This window comes from Terriglobus albidus, from assembly GCF_008000815.1.
GTDB classification, from domain to species: domain Bacteria; phylum Acidobacteriota; class Terriglobia; order Terriglobales; family Acidobacteriaceae; genus Terriglobus; species Terriglobus albidus_A.
On record NZ_CP042806.1, the window covers coordinates 4,361,486 to 4,378,560 of the forward strand.

Sequence of the window (17,075 nt, forward strand, 5' to 3'; positions counted from 1 at the left end):
AGTCCAAAATTTGGACTCAAATATAAACTTTTGCGATTTGGCCTCCGGGCATGTGCGGCTCAAAAGCCACCCCATCGGGCAGATAGTTGTAGCGACGCTCAAATATCTCCTGAAGGGACGTCATCAAGAGCCTCATGCAAACGGCATCGATCGACAACAGAGCTTGCCGGCCGACAAGTCCAATCTCATCTATTTGATACCGATACGTCTCAAAAGATTGAGGTCAGGTTACTAGTCGCAAAAAACTCAATCTTCATGAGATCTCTTTCCTTGACAGCGTCTCTCAGCCTCTTCTAGTTTTCTCGTGGCCCAAATCAGCATCTTTGGGGGCCATTAGAGTCGTGTTTCTTTAACTGTGGTGTTTCGGCACCTTTTTGGAGGCAGCCATGAGCCTGCTACGGCATTTCAGAATGTCGCTTTATGTCTTTGTTCTATTCCTTCTTCTCTTCCCATCCCTTACCAACGCACAGACCGTCTCGGCTACATTGGTTGGCACCGTTACGGACAAGACCGGCGCCGCGACGCCAAACGCCAGGGTAGTCGCGCGAGAAACGTCTACCAACGCAATGCGGGAGACCTCGACGAACGATAGCGGCAACTATACGTTCTCTGACATTCCCCCGGGCAACTACGCCATCTCCGTCGAGATGCAGGGCTTCAAGAAAGAAACCCGTGCATCCGTCGACGTGATTGTGAATACAACCTCACGTGTGGACTTCAACCTTAGCCCTGGTGCGGCAACTGAAGAGATTACTGTCACCGATACTATTCCGCTGTTGCAGACAGACCGCGCGGACGTCAGCACCAAGCTTGAGGCTGAGAAGCTTGCGAACCTGCCTGTGGGTACCAACCGCAACTTTCAATCGCTGCTGAACCTTGTACCCGGCACCACGCCGGCTACATTCCAGCACTCGCAGTTCTTCAACGCCAGCGCATCGCTGCAGACGGAAGCAAACGGTCTGCCTCGTATGGGCAACGTCTACCAGATCGAAGGTATTGACGACAATGAACGTACCGGCCTGCTGCAGGTGCTTATTCCTCCCGCCGATTCGATTCAGACTGTAGATACGTCGACCAACAACTACGAAGCGGAACTCGGACGCGCTGTCGGCGCCGTGGTGAACGTGACATTGAAGTCCGGAAGCAATGCATTCCACGGCAGTGCTTCAGAGTATCTGCAGAACGACTACTTCAATGCGCGCTCGTATTTCTCCAGTAAAGTAGGTAAGGTTGCCTACAACTACTTCGGCGGCAACCTGAGCGGTCCCATTATTAAGGACAAGTTGTTCTTTTATGGCGATTACTTCCGCACCTCTGACCATGAAGCGAACAGCAACACCGTAACGATTCCCTTTAAAAAGACGACGACCTGCGTCGGCGGCTTCTACGATCTGAGCGATGGCTACACCGCAAACGGCAAAGGCCAGATTTATGACCCTTCAACCGGCACTCAGACCGGCAGCAACACCGGCAAGGGCCGTACACCGTTCGCGGGAAACCTTATTCCCTGCGGACGTGTGAACCCGGTAAGCGCAGCACTACTGGCGCTGATTCCGACGCCCAACACAAACCTCAGCTCGGCCAGCTCACCCAGTAATAACTACTTCATCAACCTGCCATTTCAGAAGACGTCAGACAACTACGATGGCAAAGTCGATTGGCAGATCAGGGCCGCCGACCGCCTGAGTGGCCGCTTCAGCTACCAGAAGAACAACCTGTTTCAAGCTCCTATCTTCAACAGCTTTGCAGGCGGCCCTTCTCCGAATGGCGGCTTCGCGGGCAGCGGTGTTCAAAAGGCATGGAGTACAGGCGGAAACTATACCCACACCTTCTCGTCCACGTTCCTCACAGAGGTTCGCCTGGGGGTCGCACACTACCGTAATGACGCGCAACCCTCTGACTACGGCAACAAAGATGCAACGACCATCGGTGTTCCGGGCGTGAACCTCGACGCCCTGACCTCCGGCCAGGTGGGCATCAACCTTGGCAGCTTCTCACAGCCGACCCTCGGTTACGCCGCTTCCCTGCCATGGATCCGGGCGGAGGCGAACATCGACTTCGTCAATCACTGGACCAAGGTCGCAGGCAATCATCAGTTCAAGTTCGGTATCGACCTTCGCCGGGTCCGGGACGATCTGCTTCAGGGCCAGACGTACAGTCCGCGTGGACTCTATACCTTTGCTCAGAATCAGACCGGCCTTAACGGCGGACCGGCAACGGACTTCCATAACGACCTTGCTTCGTTCCTGCTCGACCTGCCGAGCGCCGCAGGGCGTGACCTTTTCACCTATTTCCCGACGTATCGCCAATGGTGGTTCTTTGCCTTCGCCGGCGATAAATGGAATGCCACATCACGGTTGACACTGGACTACGGTCTCCGCTGGGAGTTCTATCCGCCGGCCACAGCCCGCAAGGCGGGACAGTTCTCCAACTACAACCCCACGAACAACACGCTGGTGATCGCAGGAATTGGCGGCAACCCATCCAACCTCGGGCTCACGACGCGCTACAGCTACTTCGCTCCCCGCACAGGCTTCGCCTTCCGCGTGAACGACAAGCTGGTTGTCCGTGGCGGCTTTGGCATGAGCTACATGCCATTTGAAGACAACAGCTATGCCTATAATTACCCGGTACGCGCCAATAATGCGTACTCCCAATCCACAACGCAGAACAGCTACGGCCCTGCCGTGCTGGCGGACAACACGACGGCGGCGACCTTCCAGGCGGGCTTCCCTGCTCCCGTACCGGTGACCGTTCCGTCCAACGGCATCATCTCGATTTCCGCTGGTACCGCGCTGAACTCTTCCTCCTATACCTATATTCCGCAGAACTACCGCAATCCGTACGTGGAGAGCTACAACCTGTTTGTGCAGCGTGCCCTGCCATGGGACTTCTCGCTTTCGGTAGGCTATGTCGGCAATCACGGTGTAGGGATGGGTGCAAACCAGAACATCAATCTATCCTCACGTCTTGGCGGCGGCAATGCGGACCTTCCACTGAATATCGCCTTCGGAAGGACTGCGGCTGTCACACAGTACTTCATCGGCACATCCACCAACTACAACTCGCTGCAGGTGTCGTTGAACCGCCGCTTCACGCACGGCTTCTCCAACATCACCTCATTTACCTATGGCAAGGGACTGAACCTTTTCACCGGCGACGATGGCGGCTTCATGTTCTTCCAGGACCAGCGTCGCAACTACGGTCCTACCGATTACGACCGCAAGTTCAACCTGCAGGAAGCATTCACCTATGAACTTCCGTTTGGCAGAGGCAAGAAGTTCCTCAATCACGGAATTGGAGCCTATACCATTGGCGGCTGGAAGCTCTCCGGCGTGGTCTCGGTTGTTAGCGGTACTCCGTTCAGCGTGACCGCTAACAACAATCTCAATACGCCGGGATGGACACAGACGGCCAACCTCACTGGAAAGTTCACGAAGCTGGGCGGCGGACCAGGACATAAGTGGTTCGATACCTCGGTCTTCTCACAGCCCGCAGGTTGCACGGTCGTCTGCTCGGAGAACTCGGGTACAACGGTCGGTAACACGGCACGCAATGCATTCCGTGGTCCGGGGTTTGTGCAGAACAACGCGTCGATCTTCAAGACATTCCCGGTCTACAAGGAAGGCACTACGCTGGATATCCGTATGGACATCTTCCAGGTGTCGAATACTCCACAATTTGCAACTCCGACCACCAGCACCGGTCCGGACGTTGCGAACATTACCGGCGGTACCTTCGGGCAGATCACCCGCACCGTTGGCAGTGGAAGTGGTGTCAACGGAACGGGAGGCGGCCGCTCATTGCAACTGGCCGCAATCCTGAAGTTCTAAAACCTTAACAAACCGCTAAAGCGAAACGGCCTCGTACTAGAGATACGAGGCCGTTCTGCTTTAGTCTCTGACTACCTACACTTTGACCACTTCGTGTTTCGCAATATAGGCAGGATCGATGTCGACACCCAGGCCCGGTCCAGTGGGGACCGTTACCACACCACTTGAGTCGGATCGCAGGCTTGAGGTCGCGCACTTGTAAGGCAAGGTGTCGTTGAACTCCTTGAACTCATGGTACGGGCCGGAGTTAGGAATCGCGGAAACGAAGTGCATCATATACACGTAGCCAAGACCGGTAGCAGAGATGTGCGGAATCGTCTGCTTGCCGAAGGCGTTGGCCATGCGGGCAACCCGCACGCAGCGCACCATTCCCCCGAAATAAAACATATCCTGCTGCGTAATCGAGAGAGCTCCATTCGCAACCAGCCAACGGAAGTTGTGCATGGAGGGTTCCTGCTCGCCGCCGGCGATAGGAATCTCCAACGCGTCGGCTACCTGCCTGGTCTCTTCGTACCAGTCAAAAGGCACCGGCTCTTCGTAGAAGGCATATTTATGTTCCTGCATCAGCTTTCCGATCGGGATTGCCTGTTTTGCCGTATACGAGCCGTTGGCGTCGGCCGAGATCACCATCTCGTCACCAAAGGTCTTGCGGACCAATGGAATCAATTTCTCGCTTCTGCCGGCAGGATACTCGACGTGGCTCATGCGGCCGCCGAGCTTGAACTTGATAGCCTTCGCATGTGAGAGAGCCAGATCGCGCTGCAGGTGTTCAATCACCTCTTCCGCCGAGTTATCTCTCTCGCCGTTCGCCTGATACACGTTGATCTTCGGGTTATAGATCTTGTCCGAGATCAACAGGCCGATCGACCGGTTTGACATTTTCCCAAACATGTCGAGGATGGCGAACTCGATTGTCGCTAATGGAACCCAGATCGCGAGGCTTTGCGCCTTGTAGTTGGAAGCGTAGACCGTAACAGCTTCGAGAAGATCTTCCAGGTCTCTGGCATCTTTGCCGATGAAGAACGGCGCCATACGTTTTACAAGGACAGGATAGAAGATCTGCATCTGATCGGCATTGGAGACCGAGATCCCTTCGTGCCCATCTTTGGAACGTACGCGACAGATCCATGAATTCTTGTAATGCAACAGCTCAATGGATTCGATAATGACGGGATCCTTGAACAACTCGCGCTTGAAGACCGGCTGCCCGAGGATGGTGTCCAGCTTCTCATAACGATCCTGAAGAGTGCCGAGGAGCCCGTGCCTTGGTGCATTCAGGAATTGAGCCGAAGCCCTGCCATGCAGAGCGGACAAAGCGCCTGCACCGAGCGCTCCATGGAAGAGTTGACGTCGATTCAAAGCCATTTTTTCATTCACCCTTTACCTGCGATCTTTTTCGGAGCATCGGCAGCGAGAAACATACTAGAGCCTTTTCCCTGTTGCTGGGTATCCGGTCGAATCGAGCCTTGCCCAAATGGTCTCGAGTTTGGCACCATCGATTGCATTATTGATTTCCTACTCGGAGCGTTCTCTCAAATGCGTGTTCAGCAATGGTGTGCGATTGGCTTTCTGTTAACAACGATCTCAATGGCAGGAGCTCAGACTGCTACCCCCACCGTGATGACGGGAACCTGGGCTACCGCGCCCGTCCAGGCACTTGCCAAAACCACTGACGCCGGTGACAAGACGATTCGCAACATTGTGCGTGTCTCCCTTGGATCAACGGACACCGTCAGCGTTCAGTTGACCAATGAGTTTGGGATCGAACCACTCACCGTAAGCGCTGCCACCATCGCCCTTAGGCAGACGGACAATACAGTGTCCACACCGGTTGCCTTGTCCTTTCATGGGCAGGCGAGCATTGTGATTCCTCCCGGCAAATTCGTCTGGAGCGATGCGGTTCATCTTCCCTTCCCCGCGATGAGCGACGTCGCCGTCAGCTTGTTCGTTCCCACTCAGCCGATGACCTTCGTCTCGCAACATAACTTTGCGAATGCCACCAACTATCTGGCTCCGGGAAACCAAGTATCTGCTCTCACTTTGACGGATGCAACGAAGTTGATGAGCTTCCGCTACCTGAAGTCTGTCGCGGTGTCCTCGCCCTCGCAGGGAGCCATTCTCTGTTTTGGCGACAGCATTACAGACGGCTCCAGAAGTACCGCCGATACGAACCAGCGTTGGCCCGATCTACTGGCTAAGCGCCTGGCCGCAAATTCCCCAACGGCAACGCTGGCGGTGATGAATGTAGGCATTGGCGGGAATCGGATTCTCCACGATGTGACCGGCCCCAGTTCTCTATCGCGATTCGACCGTGACGTCCTGGAACTTGCGAACGTCAAGTATGTCGTTCTTCTGGAAGGAATTAACGATATCGGGCACAGCTACGACCAGAAGAATCCCTATGACCATGTATCAGTACAGGAGCTCATCGCGGCAGATCGTCTACTGATCACACGTGCCCATGCAAACGGGCTCAAGATCATCGGCGCAACGCTTACACCGTACCTCCCAACCGGATACTCTTCACCCGCCGGAGAGCAGGTGCGGTCTGCGCTGAACCAGTGGATACGGACCGGAGGCGAGTTCGATGGAGTGATCGATTTCGAAAAAGCGACATCGGATTCCGCAAAGCGGGACGCATTTCTTTCGACGTACGACAGCGGCGATCACCTTCATCCGAACGATGCGGGCATGAAAAGCATGGCCGATTCCATCGATCTGACGCTATTCACGAAATAGTGTCAGGTCGCTTCCCCGTAACGGTTCGCCGAAAAGGTAGGATTTTCTGGAAAGTGGTGGAGAAGATGCACAGGATCAGACGAATTCATTGCTTCGCGATACTACTTTGCCTGTTGGCTCAGACTGCACAAAGCCAGACAGCGGCGCCCGCTCCTGCAAGCCACCAGATCATCATCGATACCGATATCGGCGACGATATCGATGATGCATTTGCCCTCGCACTTGCACTTCAGAGCAGAGACATCAACCTGCTCGGCGTTACAACTGCTACCGGAGACACGAAGACCCGCGCACAGCTTGCCCTTCGCATGCTGCGTGAGTCCGGCCACGGTTCTATTCCGGTGGCTACAGGGCGGGCGACGCGCCCGCCCACAACGCTCACCCAGGAAGACTTTGCCAAAGACATTGATCTCCGAGGGGTTCGTTTCCCCTCGGCGGTTGACTTCGCTCTGGCACAGATTCGTAAACATCCACATCAGATTGAACTGGTGGCGATTGGACCTCTTACCAATCTGGGCGACATGATCGACAGAGATCCCGCGACATTTCATCTCCTTAAGAGGATCGTCATCATGGGAGGCGATATTCCAACCGAGACCGAGAAAGCCTTACCGGAGTGGAACATTAAGAACGACATAGCTGCGGCTCAGAAGGTCTTCACTTCAGGCGTTCCGATGACGGTGTTCCCTCTCAACTCCACTCGCTTGAGACTTGATGCCGAGAAACGGAAGACCATCTTCCGCCAGGCATCGCCACTTACCTATATGCTGACGGCACTTTACTACCAGTGGGGACAAGAGACGCCGACCCTCTTCGATGCAATGACCATTGCTTCGCTGCTGCTGCCGGACGTTTGCCCAATAACCCCGATGCAGGTGAGTGTCGACGAAAAGGGATCGACGGTTCCATCGTCGGGAACACCCAACGTAGACGTCTGCCTCACAGCCCACGAAGATCAGTTCTTTCAGCTTTACCTGCAACGCATACTGGCGAAGCATCCGTAGCCAGCTGCATAGGCGGCGAAGGGCCTGCTGGTCATTTCCCCTCGAAGATGCGATCGGCAAACTCGATAAAGTATGGCCAGTTTGGTGCAGGAGTGTGGCCGTACTGGTGCTGCCGGAACGCGACTTTGCCAGTATTGACGAAGGTATTCATGGGCGGAAAGGTGCTGGTATTCAATCCCTTCGTCCCATAGATCTCCCATGCGGGACTGGCTGCTGCGGCTGCCATGAACATTCCTTGAGCGTCCTGCCAGGCATCTCCGGGAAGGTACTTCGGCTCTTCGATGAATGCGCCTCCGCCGATAAACACAGCGCGTGGAGCAGACAGTGCAATGAACTCGTGGCTATCTACCGGCATCTCGTTGGCCGTATGACCGACAGCGGCATAGCGCAGGAAGTTCCCGGCAAACCAATGGAACTCCGAGTTCCCTGTCAGATTGCTTACCGCCTCGCCATAGTTGCGGCGGTAGAGGTTGGCTCCGCCTGCGCCTGAGGAGGAGATGTATCCAATAGCGATGCGTGCATCATCGACCATGGCGACCAGCGCAGCCTTGCCTCCGCGCGAATGACCAGTGACGCCAATCTTCGTGCCATCAACGTTGGGATCAGTCAGCAGATAGTCCACGATGCGGCTATCGCCCCATCCCCATGCGCGCAGAACACCCCAGTCGTCCAGGCTTCGCGGCTGGCCCTTATTGACCAAGCCGATGATGCCGCTGGTCAGACCGGCGCCGTTGTCGGCCTGCACCTCATTCGAAGTACGGCTGACAAAGCCCCATCCATGCTTCAGCAGAAGCTCCGCGGAGTCCGGCGGATTCTCCGGCATGGAGAGCATATGTACCTGCTGCCCCGCTGCCGCCGGCGGGCGCACCGGGCGTGGACGAGTGGAGCCGCCGCCGATGATGACCGGCACCTTCTTGCCTTTTGCTGAGGCCGGCGTCACCAGGTCAGCGTGGATGTCGACGGTGATGGCTGGATACGCCGAGTTGTCCGTATGCCCAACGAGATGCTTCACTACCGCCGGAACACCAGCGACCGTCATCTCCTCGGTACCGGTAACGGTCCAGCTCACCGATGGGATCTTCGCTGGAAACTTGCCGTAGACGTCCTCATCAAACGACGCTTTGATCTCTTTGCGCCGTTGTTCCCACTGCGCCCGCGTCTTCACCTTCGCGCCGTTCTGCAGGGTCATCAACTCCGGCAGCCTGGGAAAGGGATTCGCCTTAGACTCGTCGTAATTCGCATTGCCGGGCTTGCCGACGTCGTACGCAGTCACGCCCGGTTGCATCTCCGTAATGCCCAACAGCTTTAGTTCGCGATTGCGTGCGGCGACATTTCCGGCGTCAATGCGCGCCCGCTCCTCCGGGGAAGGCATCTGGCCTACTATGGCGCCGGTGAGGGCAATTGCACTTAACGCAGCCAAAGCACGTCGGGTGCGGATATTCATAGCTCTCCTCAGAAAGTAGCGTCGTACACTGTGCGGCAACGTGCGACATCGGATTTAGTTTCGAACCCGAATAATACTCCTTTGGGCCTATGAGTGCATTTCCGCAAACCCACAGCGTTGGCAATATCCCTCGATCGAGTGGTATCTTGCTGCCCCAATGGGTCCTTTTGCCGGTTTACCTCCGTTTGCTACGGTTGCACAGCCGGTCCGAGATCGTGGCGAACGCCACAGAGATAAGGAGAACGACCATGTTCAAGATGTCATCCATCAAACCCGCTCTTATTGCAGGTACACTCGCAGGCCTTCTGACACAAGGAAGCCTAGCCTATGCACAGGAAGACCTCGCCCATGCCGTAAAGGGAATCGTCAAACATGTCGACCATGATGCCAAAAAGATCACTATCAAGACGGCCGATGGCACAGAACACACCATCAAGTACACGGATCACACGGCCATTCGTGCAGGCAAGGCAGCAGCACGTGTTCCAGCGGATACATGGCTAGGTACAAAAGAGGGTTCAAATGTTGTGGTTCGCTACACCGAAACCGCCGGAGAAAAAACTGCGGTTGCGATCAGGGACGTAGCGAAAGATACGGAGAAGGCCGTGAAGTAGGAGCATGCGTAGCCGCAAGGCGATACGACCTTCGATCTCACTGACTCGGATGCGGTAGGAGCGGTTTGGATCAGGGGTGCACCTGGACAACACGGATCTGTTCAACTCACGGCAAGCCATCCAGCATTTGAATCGAAATCCGTGGTCGTCAGCATGCTGTAACCCCACATCCCGGCTACGCCGGGATGTGGGGTGCCCGTCAGCGGGTTACTTCAGTGCTTCTCAACCTTGGGAAGAGCAAAGGCGACATAAGAGCCGTGTACGATCTTCGGGGTGGTCGTGCCAAAGTACGTTGATGCAGCGGCAGCGCAGAAGACGATGTATTGCCGCCCCCCAATCTCATAGATAGCCGGTATTCCCTCGAGAGCTTCATCCACGGTTGCCTCCCAGAGAACCTTGCCGCTGGCTGAGTCCAGCGCACGCACCTTGTGATCGCGGGTGCCCGTGAAAATAAGACCACCTGCCGTCACAACCGGACCGACCTTCGGCATCTGGGATCCGGTGTCCTTTATGCCTTTCTCCGCAAGCTCAGGCACCTCGCCCAGCGCAATCTTCCAACGGATGTCGCCCGTGTTCAGATCGTACGCTGTGAGTGAAGTCCAGGGCGGAGCAATCGCAGGAAGACCATTCCGTCCCACCATGAATCCAAACCCGCTGCGATAGTGCGCCGTTGCCGGATCGACGACCTTCGGCTTTGAAGAATCTACATCCACGGCAGGCGCGAGATCCGGCTGCGCAAGATAAGAGAGGATGTTGCCCGCATCCGCTTCCGAAATCTTCGCAAACGCCGGCATCTGTCCCTTTCCGTACTGCATGACGTCGCGGATCTGCTCGTCTGACAGCCGCGTTCTGACATCGGCCAGTGACGGAATCACCGGTGGTTTCCCTGCTCGATCGGCACCGTGGCAGATGCTGCAATTTGCGTTATACAGATCGCGTCCCTGCGCGACAGGAGTTCCGGAGCGATCCACATCAGTCGACAGCTCAAGCTTCAGCATCGCAGGCAGGTCTTTCGAAACGACGTAGACCATACCGGCAGGATCAGCCGCTGCACCGCCAAAATTCGCTCCGCCATTATTGCCCGGCATCTGCACGGTGTTCTGTGTCCCGGGAGGCGTAAAGAGGCCGTGATTCTTGGCCTCCAGCATTTGTTTGTGAAATTTCTCGCGCTCATCGGCATCGAGATAAGGATTGATCTGGTCGGCTGTAAAGCTCTGCCGCGCAAAGGGCAACGGCTTGGTCGGAAACGGCTGCGTCGGCCAGGTCTCCTCACCGGGCATGTCTGATTTCATCTGCGGCCGTTCTTCGATCGGCCATAGCGGTTTTCCAGTCTCGCGATCGAAGACCCACAAGAAGCCCGTCTTGCCTGGCTGTGCGACAACATCGACCATCTTGCCGTTGTGCTTCACCGCGGTCAGCATCGGCGTGGTGGCATTGTCGTAGTCCCAGATGTCGTGATGGACCATCTGGTAGTACCAGACAAGCTTGCCGGTACGCGCATTCAACGCCAGCAGCGAATCGCCATAGAGGTTCTTGCCGAGCCGGTTCGCGCCATAAAAGTTATACTTCGGACTCGCCGTCGGGACATAGACGATGCCGCGTTTCTCATCCAATGCCATGCCTTGCCACGCATTGGCTCCGCCGGCTGTCTTCCATGCATCCTTGGGCCAGGTTTCGTAACCGGCCTCCCCGGGATGCGGAATGGTGTGGAAGATCCACACCATCTTGCCAGTCAGCACGTCATAGGCCCGCACATCGCCGGGCGCCGAGTTGTACTCCTCGTTCGTGGCGGACCCCAGAATAAGCAGATTCTCGAAGACACGGCCTGGATTGACCGACTGCACCAGCGTCAGCGTATGCGGATCGCGCCCAAGTTCCTCACGCAGATCAACGTGTCCGTTCTTTCCGAAGGTCGTGATGCTCTTGCCCGTGCGCGCATCGATCGCCTGCAGGGAGTTGTTCACGGCAAAAAGAAGCCGGCGGTCGGACCGGTCAACGCTCTCCCAATAGTTCAGGCCGCGATACGTAAGCAGCGTGGCCTTCGGATCGGTAGGGTGCACCCACAGCTCTTTGCCTGTGGCGGCATCCAGCGCAACGATGGAGTTCTCTTTCGCCAGCACATACATCACGCCGTCAACCACGAGAGGATTGAAGAGATACTTACGATTGTCTCCGGTGGAGTATTTCCAGGCCACCTGCAACTGCTTCACATTGGAGCGATCGACCTGCCGCAAAGCCGAGTACTGGGCGCCATCGGCGGCGCCGCCATATTCCCGCCAGGTTGTGTGTGTCTTATCGTTGTGGGGCTTTGCGGACTGCCCCGGCAGAACACCGGAAACGAATCCGAGCATCGTTACGGCAATGGTTTGCCAGGGCCTGTGCAGGAAGCTGTTTTGCATGCCAATTTTCTCGTTTGTCGAAGCACTCAAATCCTCTCATCTTTGAGGCACAACAATCCACTCTTGCGAAAGCAAAGGCGTTCCAAGGATTCTTCTGATTTAGACTTCGTAGCGGCGGGCAATCGATCATAAAAATCGATCACAAAGAGGGGGAAGACATGCTGGTTTGGCACTCGTTTTTATTGGCATTCAGTGCCCTGTTACCGCTTATCAACCCACTGGGCTCAGCTTTAGTCTTTCTCGGGCTCGCGGGCGATGCGCCGAAACCCGTCTACAAAAGTCTCGCGAGGAAGATCGCGCTCAATAACGTCATCTTCCTTGGAATCTTCGAACTCCTGGGCTCAACCATCCTGAAGTTTTTTGGGATCTCTCTCCCGATCGTGCAGGTTTCGGGCGGTCTCGTGATTGCCGCCATTGGATGGTCTGTTCTCAACGAGAAGGACTCGGAGGCCGCGGCAAAGGATAAGCAGGAAGAAGCACACATCATGCCTGAAGATCAACTGCACAGCCTGGAAGAAAAGGCGTTCTACCCATTTACGTTTCCAGTCACCTCCGGCCCCGGAACGCTGGTCGTTCTGCTCACTCTCAGCGCCCGGTTTTCGGAGGGGCCCGATAGCGCGGTCGTTCTCGCCCATCTGGCGCTTTTCCTTGCAATTGTCGCGGTCAGCCTGCTGGTGTTTGTGTGCTATGCACATGCCGCGAAACTCACGAAGCTGATTCCGGCCTCAACCGCCCACGGAATTTTGCGGGTAGTGGCGTTCATACTGCTCTGCATCGGAGTGCAGATCACATGGAATGGCGCCTCGGCATTGATCGCAACGTTGTCTCGCCATTAGGCAGCCAGCCCCATATCTCCGCCGAGCCGAGAGATGGGACACGCGTCCGTAACGAAAACGAGTAGGTGCGGGCTCCCCAGGCGCACTCTTGGGTGATCCAACCAGGACGGCAATGAAGATTCAGATAAAACGAGCCTACGAACCGGCTGCCCCGTCCGACGGGTTCCGCATCCTCGTGGATCGCCTGTGGCCGCGAGGATTATCCAAGGAGAAGGCGCACATTGACCTTTGGCTGAAAGAGATCGCTCCGAGCCCGGAGTTGAGGACATGGTTCGGCCATGATCCAGCCAAATGGAAAGAGTTCCGCTCTCGCTACCTGTCGGAATTACGGGGAAAAAGCGACGAAATCGATCAGATCAGAGAGAAAGCCAGGGACGGAGTCGTGACACTGGTATACGCGGCAAAGGACGAACAGCATAACGATGCCGTCGTGCTGCTTGAGCGAATCAGCCACCCGTGAGCGTCAGAAGCGTACAGACCTGTTCAATTGCGAATCCAGCAAAATATCGGCATAGACCGTCTGCTGTGGCAGAACGATGGAGAAGCAGGTCCCATGCCCTGAAGGATCGGTCGAGGTTTCGAACTCGATCGTTCCGCCATGTCCTTCCACAAATTGCCTGGCGATAAACAGCCCGATTCCTGTGCCGATAGTGTGCCGCGTCGTGAAAAAGGGTTCGAAGATGCGCTCTCGATGCTGGTGAGGAATCCCGCAGCCGGTGTCCTCAATGGAAAGGCGCACGGCGGGCCCATCGTCCTTCATGATGTCCTCCACAGTAACACTGAGGTCCCCTCCATCCGGCATCGCGTAGATTGCATTAATGATGAGATTCGAGATGACCTGCATCATCTCTCCCGTGCGCAGCACCAGTCTGGCTTCAGAGTTCAGACTGGCCTTCACGAGCGCTCCAACGGTTTTACAGCGAGGCCCGTAAATGCGAAGCACATCTGCCACGAGGCTCGAGATTGAGATCAGAGCAACGGCAGAGTGCTCTCGATAAAACCCCAACGTCTGTCGGGCAAGATGGGCAATACGGATTAACTCTGTCTCTGCATCTTCGGCATAGGCGAGAACCTGAGAAGAATTCGCGGCGTTCGTCTTAATGAGAAAGACAAGATTCAACACCGCTTCAAGTGGATTGTTGATCTCGTGGGCGATCGTAGCCGCCATGCGACCGGCAGCCGCCAGTTTCTCGGCCTGGATCAGTGCCTTCTCCATATTTTTCCGGCGCGTTAGATCGCGCAGGATAGAAGACGAGCCGACGACGGCGCCAGAACTGTCACGAAGGGGAGAAATCCCAAGATCGACGTGCAGGGTTCGTCCGTCTTTCGACAAACGAAGCGTTTCATAATTTTCAAGCTTCTCGCCGTTGCGGATGCGGCCGAGAATGGCCCTCTCCTCTTCGTGGAGATGGGCAGGGACAAGGTCGAAGATCGGCCTTCCAACCATCTCCTCTTTACTGAAACCGAAGATCTGCACTGCAGCCTGATTCCAGCTTGTAATACGGCCATTCAAATCTTTACTCAGGATCACGTCATCGGACGATTCCACGATAGCGGCAAGAGCTGTTACGTGGCCTGACACATTCATGAGATTGAGCTTCGATTTCTCCAGATCCGCGATCTTTCGTGTGAGCTGCTCGCGAAGCCGCACGTTCTCAATGGCAGCTGCGGCCTGGGCAGCAACCATGGCGAGAAGTTCTTCGCACTCCAACTCGAAGATTCCTGCTTCTTCGTGCCCATAGAAGAGACCTCCAAGGACTTCGCCGGAACTCGCCTTAACCGGGACAGCGAGATAACTGCGAACCGGCAGGTGCCCTTCTGGCATTCCTTTGTATGGGGCATTTTGTCCATAACGAGGATCTTTGGTGATGTCGGCGGAGCGAACGATGCCAGTTCCCTCGAAGGTAGGTGCAAACACACCTGTATTACGGGGCATCGGAAACTTTGCGAACTTCTCTCGCGCAACGCCCGAAAGGGTGTAGAGGGCATAGCGCTCCCCATGCTTGTCGAGGACATTGTAGAAAAAAGCACCGAACTGAGCGCCACACAGTTCGAGCCCTGCATCGGTTGCAGCTTGCACTATGGTTTGCAGATCAAGATTTTTCGCGAGAAGCAGCCCAGACTGGACAACGAGTTCCAATTTTCGCTGATCAGAATTCAAGAGGCCCATACCGTCATTCCGCAACGGGTATCAAAGTCAGAACCAAAACACAGACCCTACACTGCCGGGATCGGGAAGAAACCGTGAGATGAGAACTGGTCCGATGCGATTATTTTAGAGCATTTTCCCTGCTGCCTGGTATCCCGGAAGGGTCGTACAGCGGCGTTTTCATTGCGGAAAACGCCCATAGATGCGGAAACCGTACATCCCATCTACAGGAAAAATGCTCTAGCCTAAGACCGATCTTTCCAATTTAGGGAAGTCCCCAGGTTTAATCGATGGTTCGGACGGTCTGTCACCGCACAATGGAAACAGAAAATTCAAAATTGCAGGTACACCCTCTGGAGCTGCCTGCATTACGGACGGACCAGGGGTCCCGGGCTGAGCCGGCATTGATAGAAGTCGATTTTTCGATACTTTATTAGTGCGTTCTAATCTGCCCTCTTGCAATATCGCTGTACGATGCGTTAAAAGTGGTAAACGTCCGGGGCCATAGTTTATAAAGTCACCCCTCTCTGGGGGGGTCGAAGTAGGCCACGGTTATGGAGTGGTTTGCTTCGAACACTATGGCAAGCAGCCTTGGAAATAGACAGCGAATTTACGTAGTTGATGACGAGCACGTGATTGCGACGACACTCGCGATCATTCTCGCCCAGAATGGCTTCGATGCCCTGGCATTCGGGTCGGCGAAAGAGGCTATAACCGCCGCTGAGGCGTTGCCGCCAGATCTTCTGCTGACCGACGTGGTTATGCCGGACATGAATGGCATAGAGTTGGCGATCCAATTTCGCCAAAAGTATCCTGATTGTAAGGTTCTTTTATTCTCCGGCCAGGCTGCCACAAACAATCTGCTAGAGGAAGCGAAGGGCGCCGGATACGATCTGGAACTGCTATCCAAACCTGTCCACCCGCAAGATCTTCTTGCAAGGCTTAGCTACGATCCAGCCTCTGGAAGAGAATAACTTGCGAGCAACGGCGCCGAGCGATCAGCTCCTGGTCGTGAGTTCTATGGCTGGAGAGCAACGCACTGCTCTCCAGCTCGACCTCTCGTATCGCTAGAGCATTTTTCCTGCAGGTGTAATGTAGAGCTTCCGCATCTATAGGCGTTTTCCGCGGCTCGCCTTGGGCTTGGCCCGGGAGCTTCGAGTTCGGCATTGGATGCGTTAGTTGTCAATGCTCTGCTCACGGCACACCAGACCGATTCCCGCTAATAAGCGGTTGCGATCGGATTGATCGTTACTGGAATCTGAGATAACCCCACATCTCCGGAATATGCATGTTTACCGCGCCCTGCGGAGACCAAACCCAGTTGTCCTCACGGGGCTGGCCTGCTTTCCACTCCACACGACTGAAGTTGACGCGCCACTCCGTGCCGGGCTTGGGAGGCTCTACGGGGAGCCGCGAAGTGAATGCGGTCCATGGAATGGCGATCTCGACGCTCCATCCCTTATCGGCGTCATTACTCTTGTTCAGCGTGCCATTCAACGAGACCGCAGTTTTCAAGCCCGGGATATCCCAGGAATTGTCGGCCTTGCCACCCTGCCGGTAGGGTTTGTTCAGGAATAGATCCCATGAGGTATTCAGCGCATTGATCTCAAACTCAAAGTAGCCGGGTGAACTGGTGGGAGGCTTAAGAAATAGCTCGAAGTCGTTGTCATGGAAGATGACCGAATCGTGCTCGGTGAGCTTTGCTTTAATGTCGGGTTCTTCCAACTCGGCGCCAATGTAGAGATACGTCTCATCCCATAGCATCTTCATGCGCGTATGAAAACGCGGACGTGGCTTGGCATCGCCCTCGATGTCCACGAAGTCAGTGCTCCAAGCAGCGGACCTCCAGGCGCGGTCGTCCAGTTTGCCGTCGATGACCAGTGGTCTGGCAGTGTGCTTACAGTCATAGCTCTTCGGAGTCTGCGCGACGGCAGTAGGAGATAGGAGAGCCAGGGTGCCGGCAACGAGGAAACGAGCGCGGGTAGAAAAGATGCCCATAAGGATGGAGTCATCATAAGGCGTCCCCCAGGGAGCAGGCTCGGTCAAAATACCTACGC

The 17,075-nt window shown here is 55.6% G+C and carries 12 protein-coding genes; 7 read left to right on the top strand and 5 right to left on the bottom strand.

Annotated elements, in window-relative coordinates:
• Nucleotides 1–386: 386 nt before the first annotated feature.
• The gene (locus tag FTW19_RS17275; RefSeq protein WP_246153364.1) at nucleotides 387–3,833 is read left to right on the top strand and encodes a carboxypeptidase regulatory-like domain-containing protein; all 3,447 of its coding nucleotides are present in this window, start codon (nucleotides 387–389) and stop codon (nucleotides 3,831–3,833) included.
• A gap of 75 nt (nucleotides 3,834–3,908) precedes the next feature.
• On the opposite strand, the gene FTW19_RS17280 is transcribed toward FTW19_RS17275, so the two are convergent.
• Nucleotides 3,909–5,198 (bottom strand): mandelate racemase/muconate lactonizing enzyme family protein, encoded by a 1,290-nt coding sequence (locus FTW19_RS17280; RefSeq protein ID WP_147648781.1) that lies wholly within the window; start codon nucleotides 5,196–5,198, stop codon nucleotides 3,909–3,911.
• A gap of 171 nt (nucleotides 5,199–5,369) precedes the next feature.
• Here FTW19_RS17280 and FTW19_RS17285 point away from each other — a divergent pair, with 171 nt between their 5' ends.
• Together FTW19_RS17285 and FTW19_RS17290 are read left to right on the top strand one after the other, a co-directional pair.
• A complete protein-coding gene (locus FTW19_RS17285; protein ID WP_187143027.1) occupies nucleotides 5,370–6,572 on the top strand; it encodes an SGNH/GDSL hydrolase family protein in 1,203 nt (400 codons plus the stop codon).
• 113 nt (nucleotides 6,573–6,685) lie between these two features.
• The gene (locus FTW19_RS17290) at nucleotides 6,686–7,576 is read left to right on the top strand and encodes a nucleoside hydrolase (protein ID WP_187143028.1); all 891 of its coding nucleotides are present in this window, start codon (nucleotides 6,686–6,688) and stop codon (nucleotides 7,574–7,576) included.
• Between the two features lie 31 nt (nucleotides 7,577–7,607).
• On the opposite strand, the gene FTW19_RS17295 is transcribed toward FTW19_RS17290, so the two are convergent.
• A complete protein-coding gene (locus FTW19_RS17295) occupies nucleotides 7,608–9,020 on the bottom strand; it encodes an alpha/beta hydrolase family protein (protein ID WP_147648784.1) in 1,413 nt (470 codons plus the stop codon).
• Nucleotides 9,021–9,268: 248 nt separating this feature from the next.
• Between FTW19_RS17295 and FTW19_RS17300 the strand changes: the two genes are divergently transcribed.
• Nucleotides 9,269–9,634, top strand: a complete 366-nt coding sequence (locus FTW19_RS17300; protein ID WP_187143029.1) for a VCBS domain-containing protein — start codon at nucleotides 9,269–9,271, stop codon at nucleotides 9,632–9,634.
• 212 nt (nucleotides 9,635–9,846) lie between these two features.
• Here FTW19_RS17300 and FTW19_RS17305 read toward each other — a convergent pair whose 3' ends face one another.
• Nucleotides 9,847–12,033: a PQQ-binding-like beta-propeller repeat protein gene (locus FTW19_RS17305; RefSeq protein WP_246153365.1), complete on the bottom strand. Its 2,187-nt coding sequence runs from the start codon at nucleotides 12,031–12,033 to the stop codon at nucleotides 9,847–9,849.
• A 158-nt stretch (nucleotides 12,034–12,191) separates the two neighbouring features.
• Between FTW19_RS17305 and FTW19_RS17310 the strand changes: the two genes are divergently transcribed.
• Together FTW19_RS17310 and FTW19_RS17315 are read left to right on the top strand one after the other, a co-directional pair.
• Nucleotides 12,192–12,869, top strand: a complete 678-nt coding sequence (locus tag FTW19_RS17310; RefSeq protein ID WP_147648786.1) for a MarC family protein — start codon at nucleotides 12,192–12,194, stop codon at nucleotides 12,867–12,869.
• Between the two features lie 112 nt (nucleotides 12,870–12,981).
• Nucleotides 12,982–13,329 carry a DUF488 domain-containing protein gene (locus tag FTW19_RS17315; RefSeq protein WP_147648787.1) on the top strand — a complete coding sequence of 116 codons (348 nt, stop codon included), beginning with the start codon at nucleotides 12,982–12,984 and terminating at the stop codon, nucleotides 13,327–13,329.
• A gap of 3 nt (nucleotides 13,330–13,332) precedes the next feature.
• On the opposite strand, the gene FTW19_RS17320 is transcribed toward FTW19_RS17315, so the two are convergent.
• Entirely contained in the window at nucleotides 13,333–15,039 is a 1,707-nt protein-coding gene (locus tag FTW19_RS17320; protein ID WP_147648788.1) for a sensor histidine kinase, read from the bottom strand.
• Nucleotides 15,040–15,572: 533 nt separating this feature from the next.
• Here FTW19_RS17320 and FTW19_RS17325 point away from each other — a divergent pair.
• Nucleotides 15,573–15,992: a response regulator gene (locus FTW19_RS17325; protein ID WP_246153367.1), complete on the top strand. Its 420-nt coding sequence runs from the start codon at nucleotides 15,573–15,575 to the stop codon at nucleotides 15,990–15,992.
• A gap of 274 nt (nucleotides 15,993–16,266) precedes the next feature.
• Here the strand turns inward: FTW19_RS17325 and FTW19_RS17330 are convergent, their stop codons facing one another.
• Entirely contained in the window at nucleotides 16,267–17,064 is a 798-nt protein-coding gene (locus FTW19_RS17330) for a carbohydrate-binding family 9-like protein (protein WP_246153368.1), read from the bottom strand.
• Between the last annotated feature and the right edge of the window lie 11 nt (nucleotides 17,065–17,075).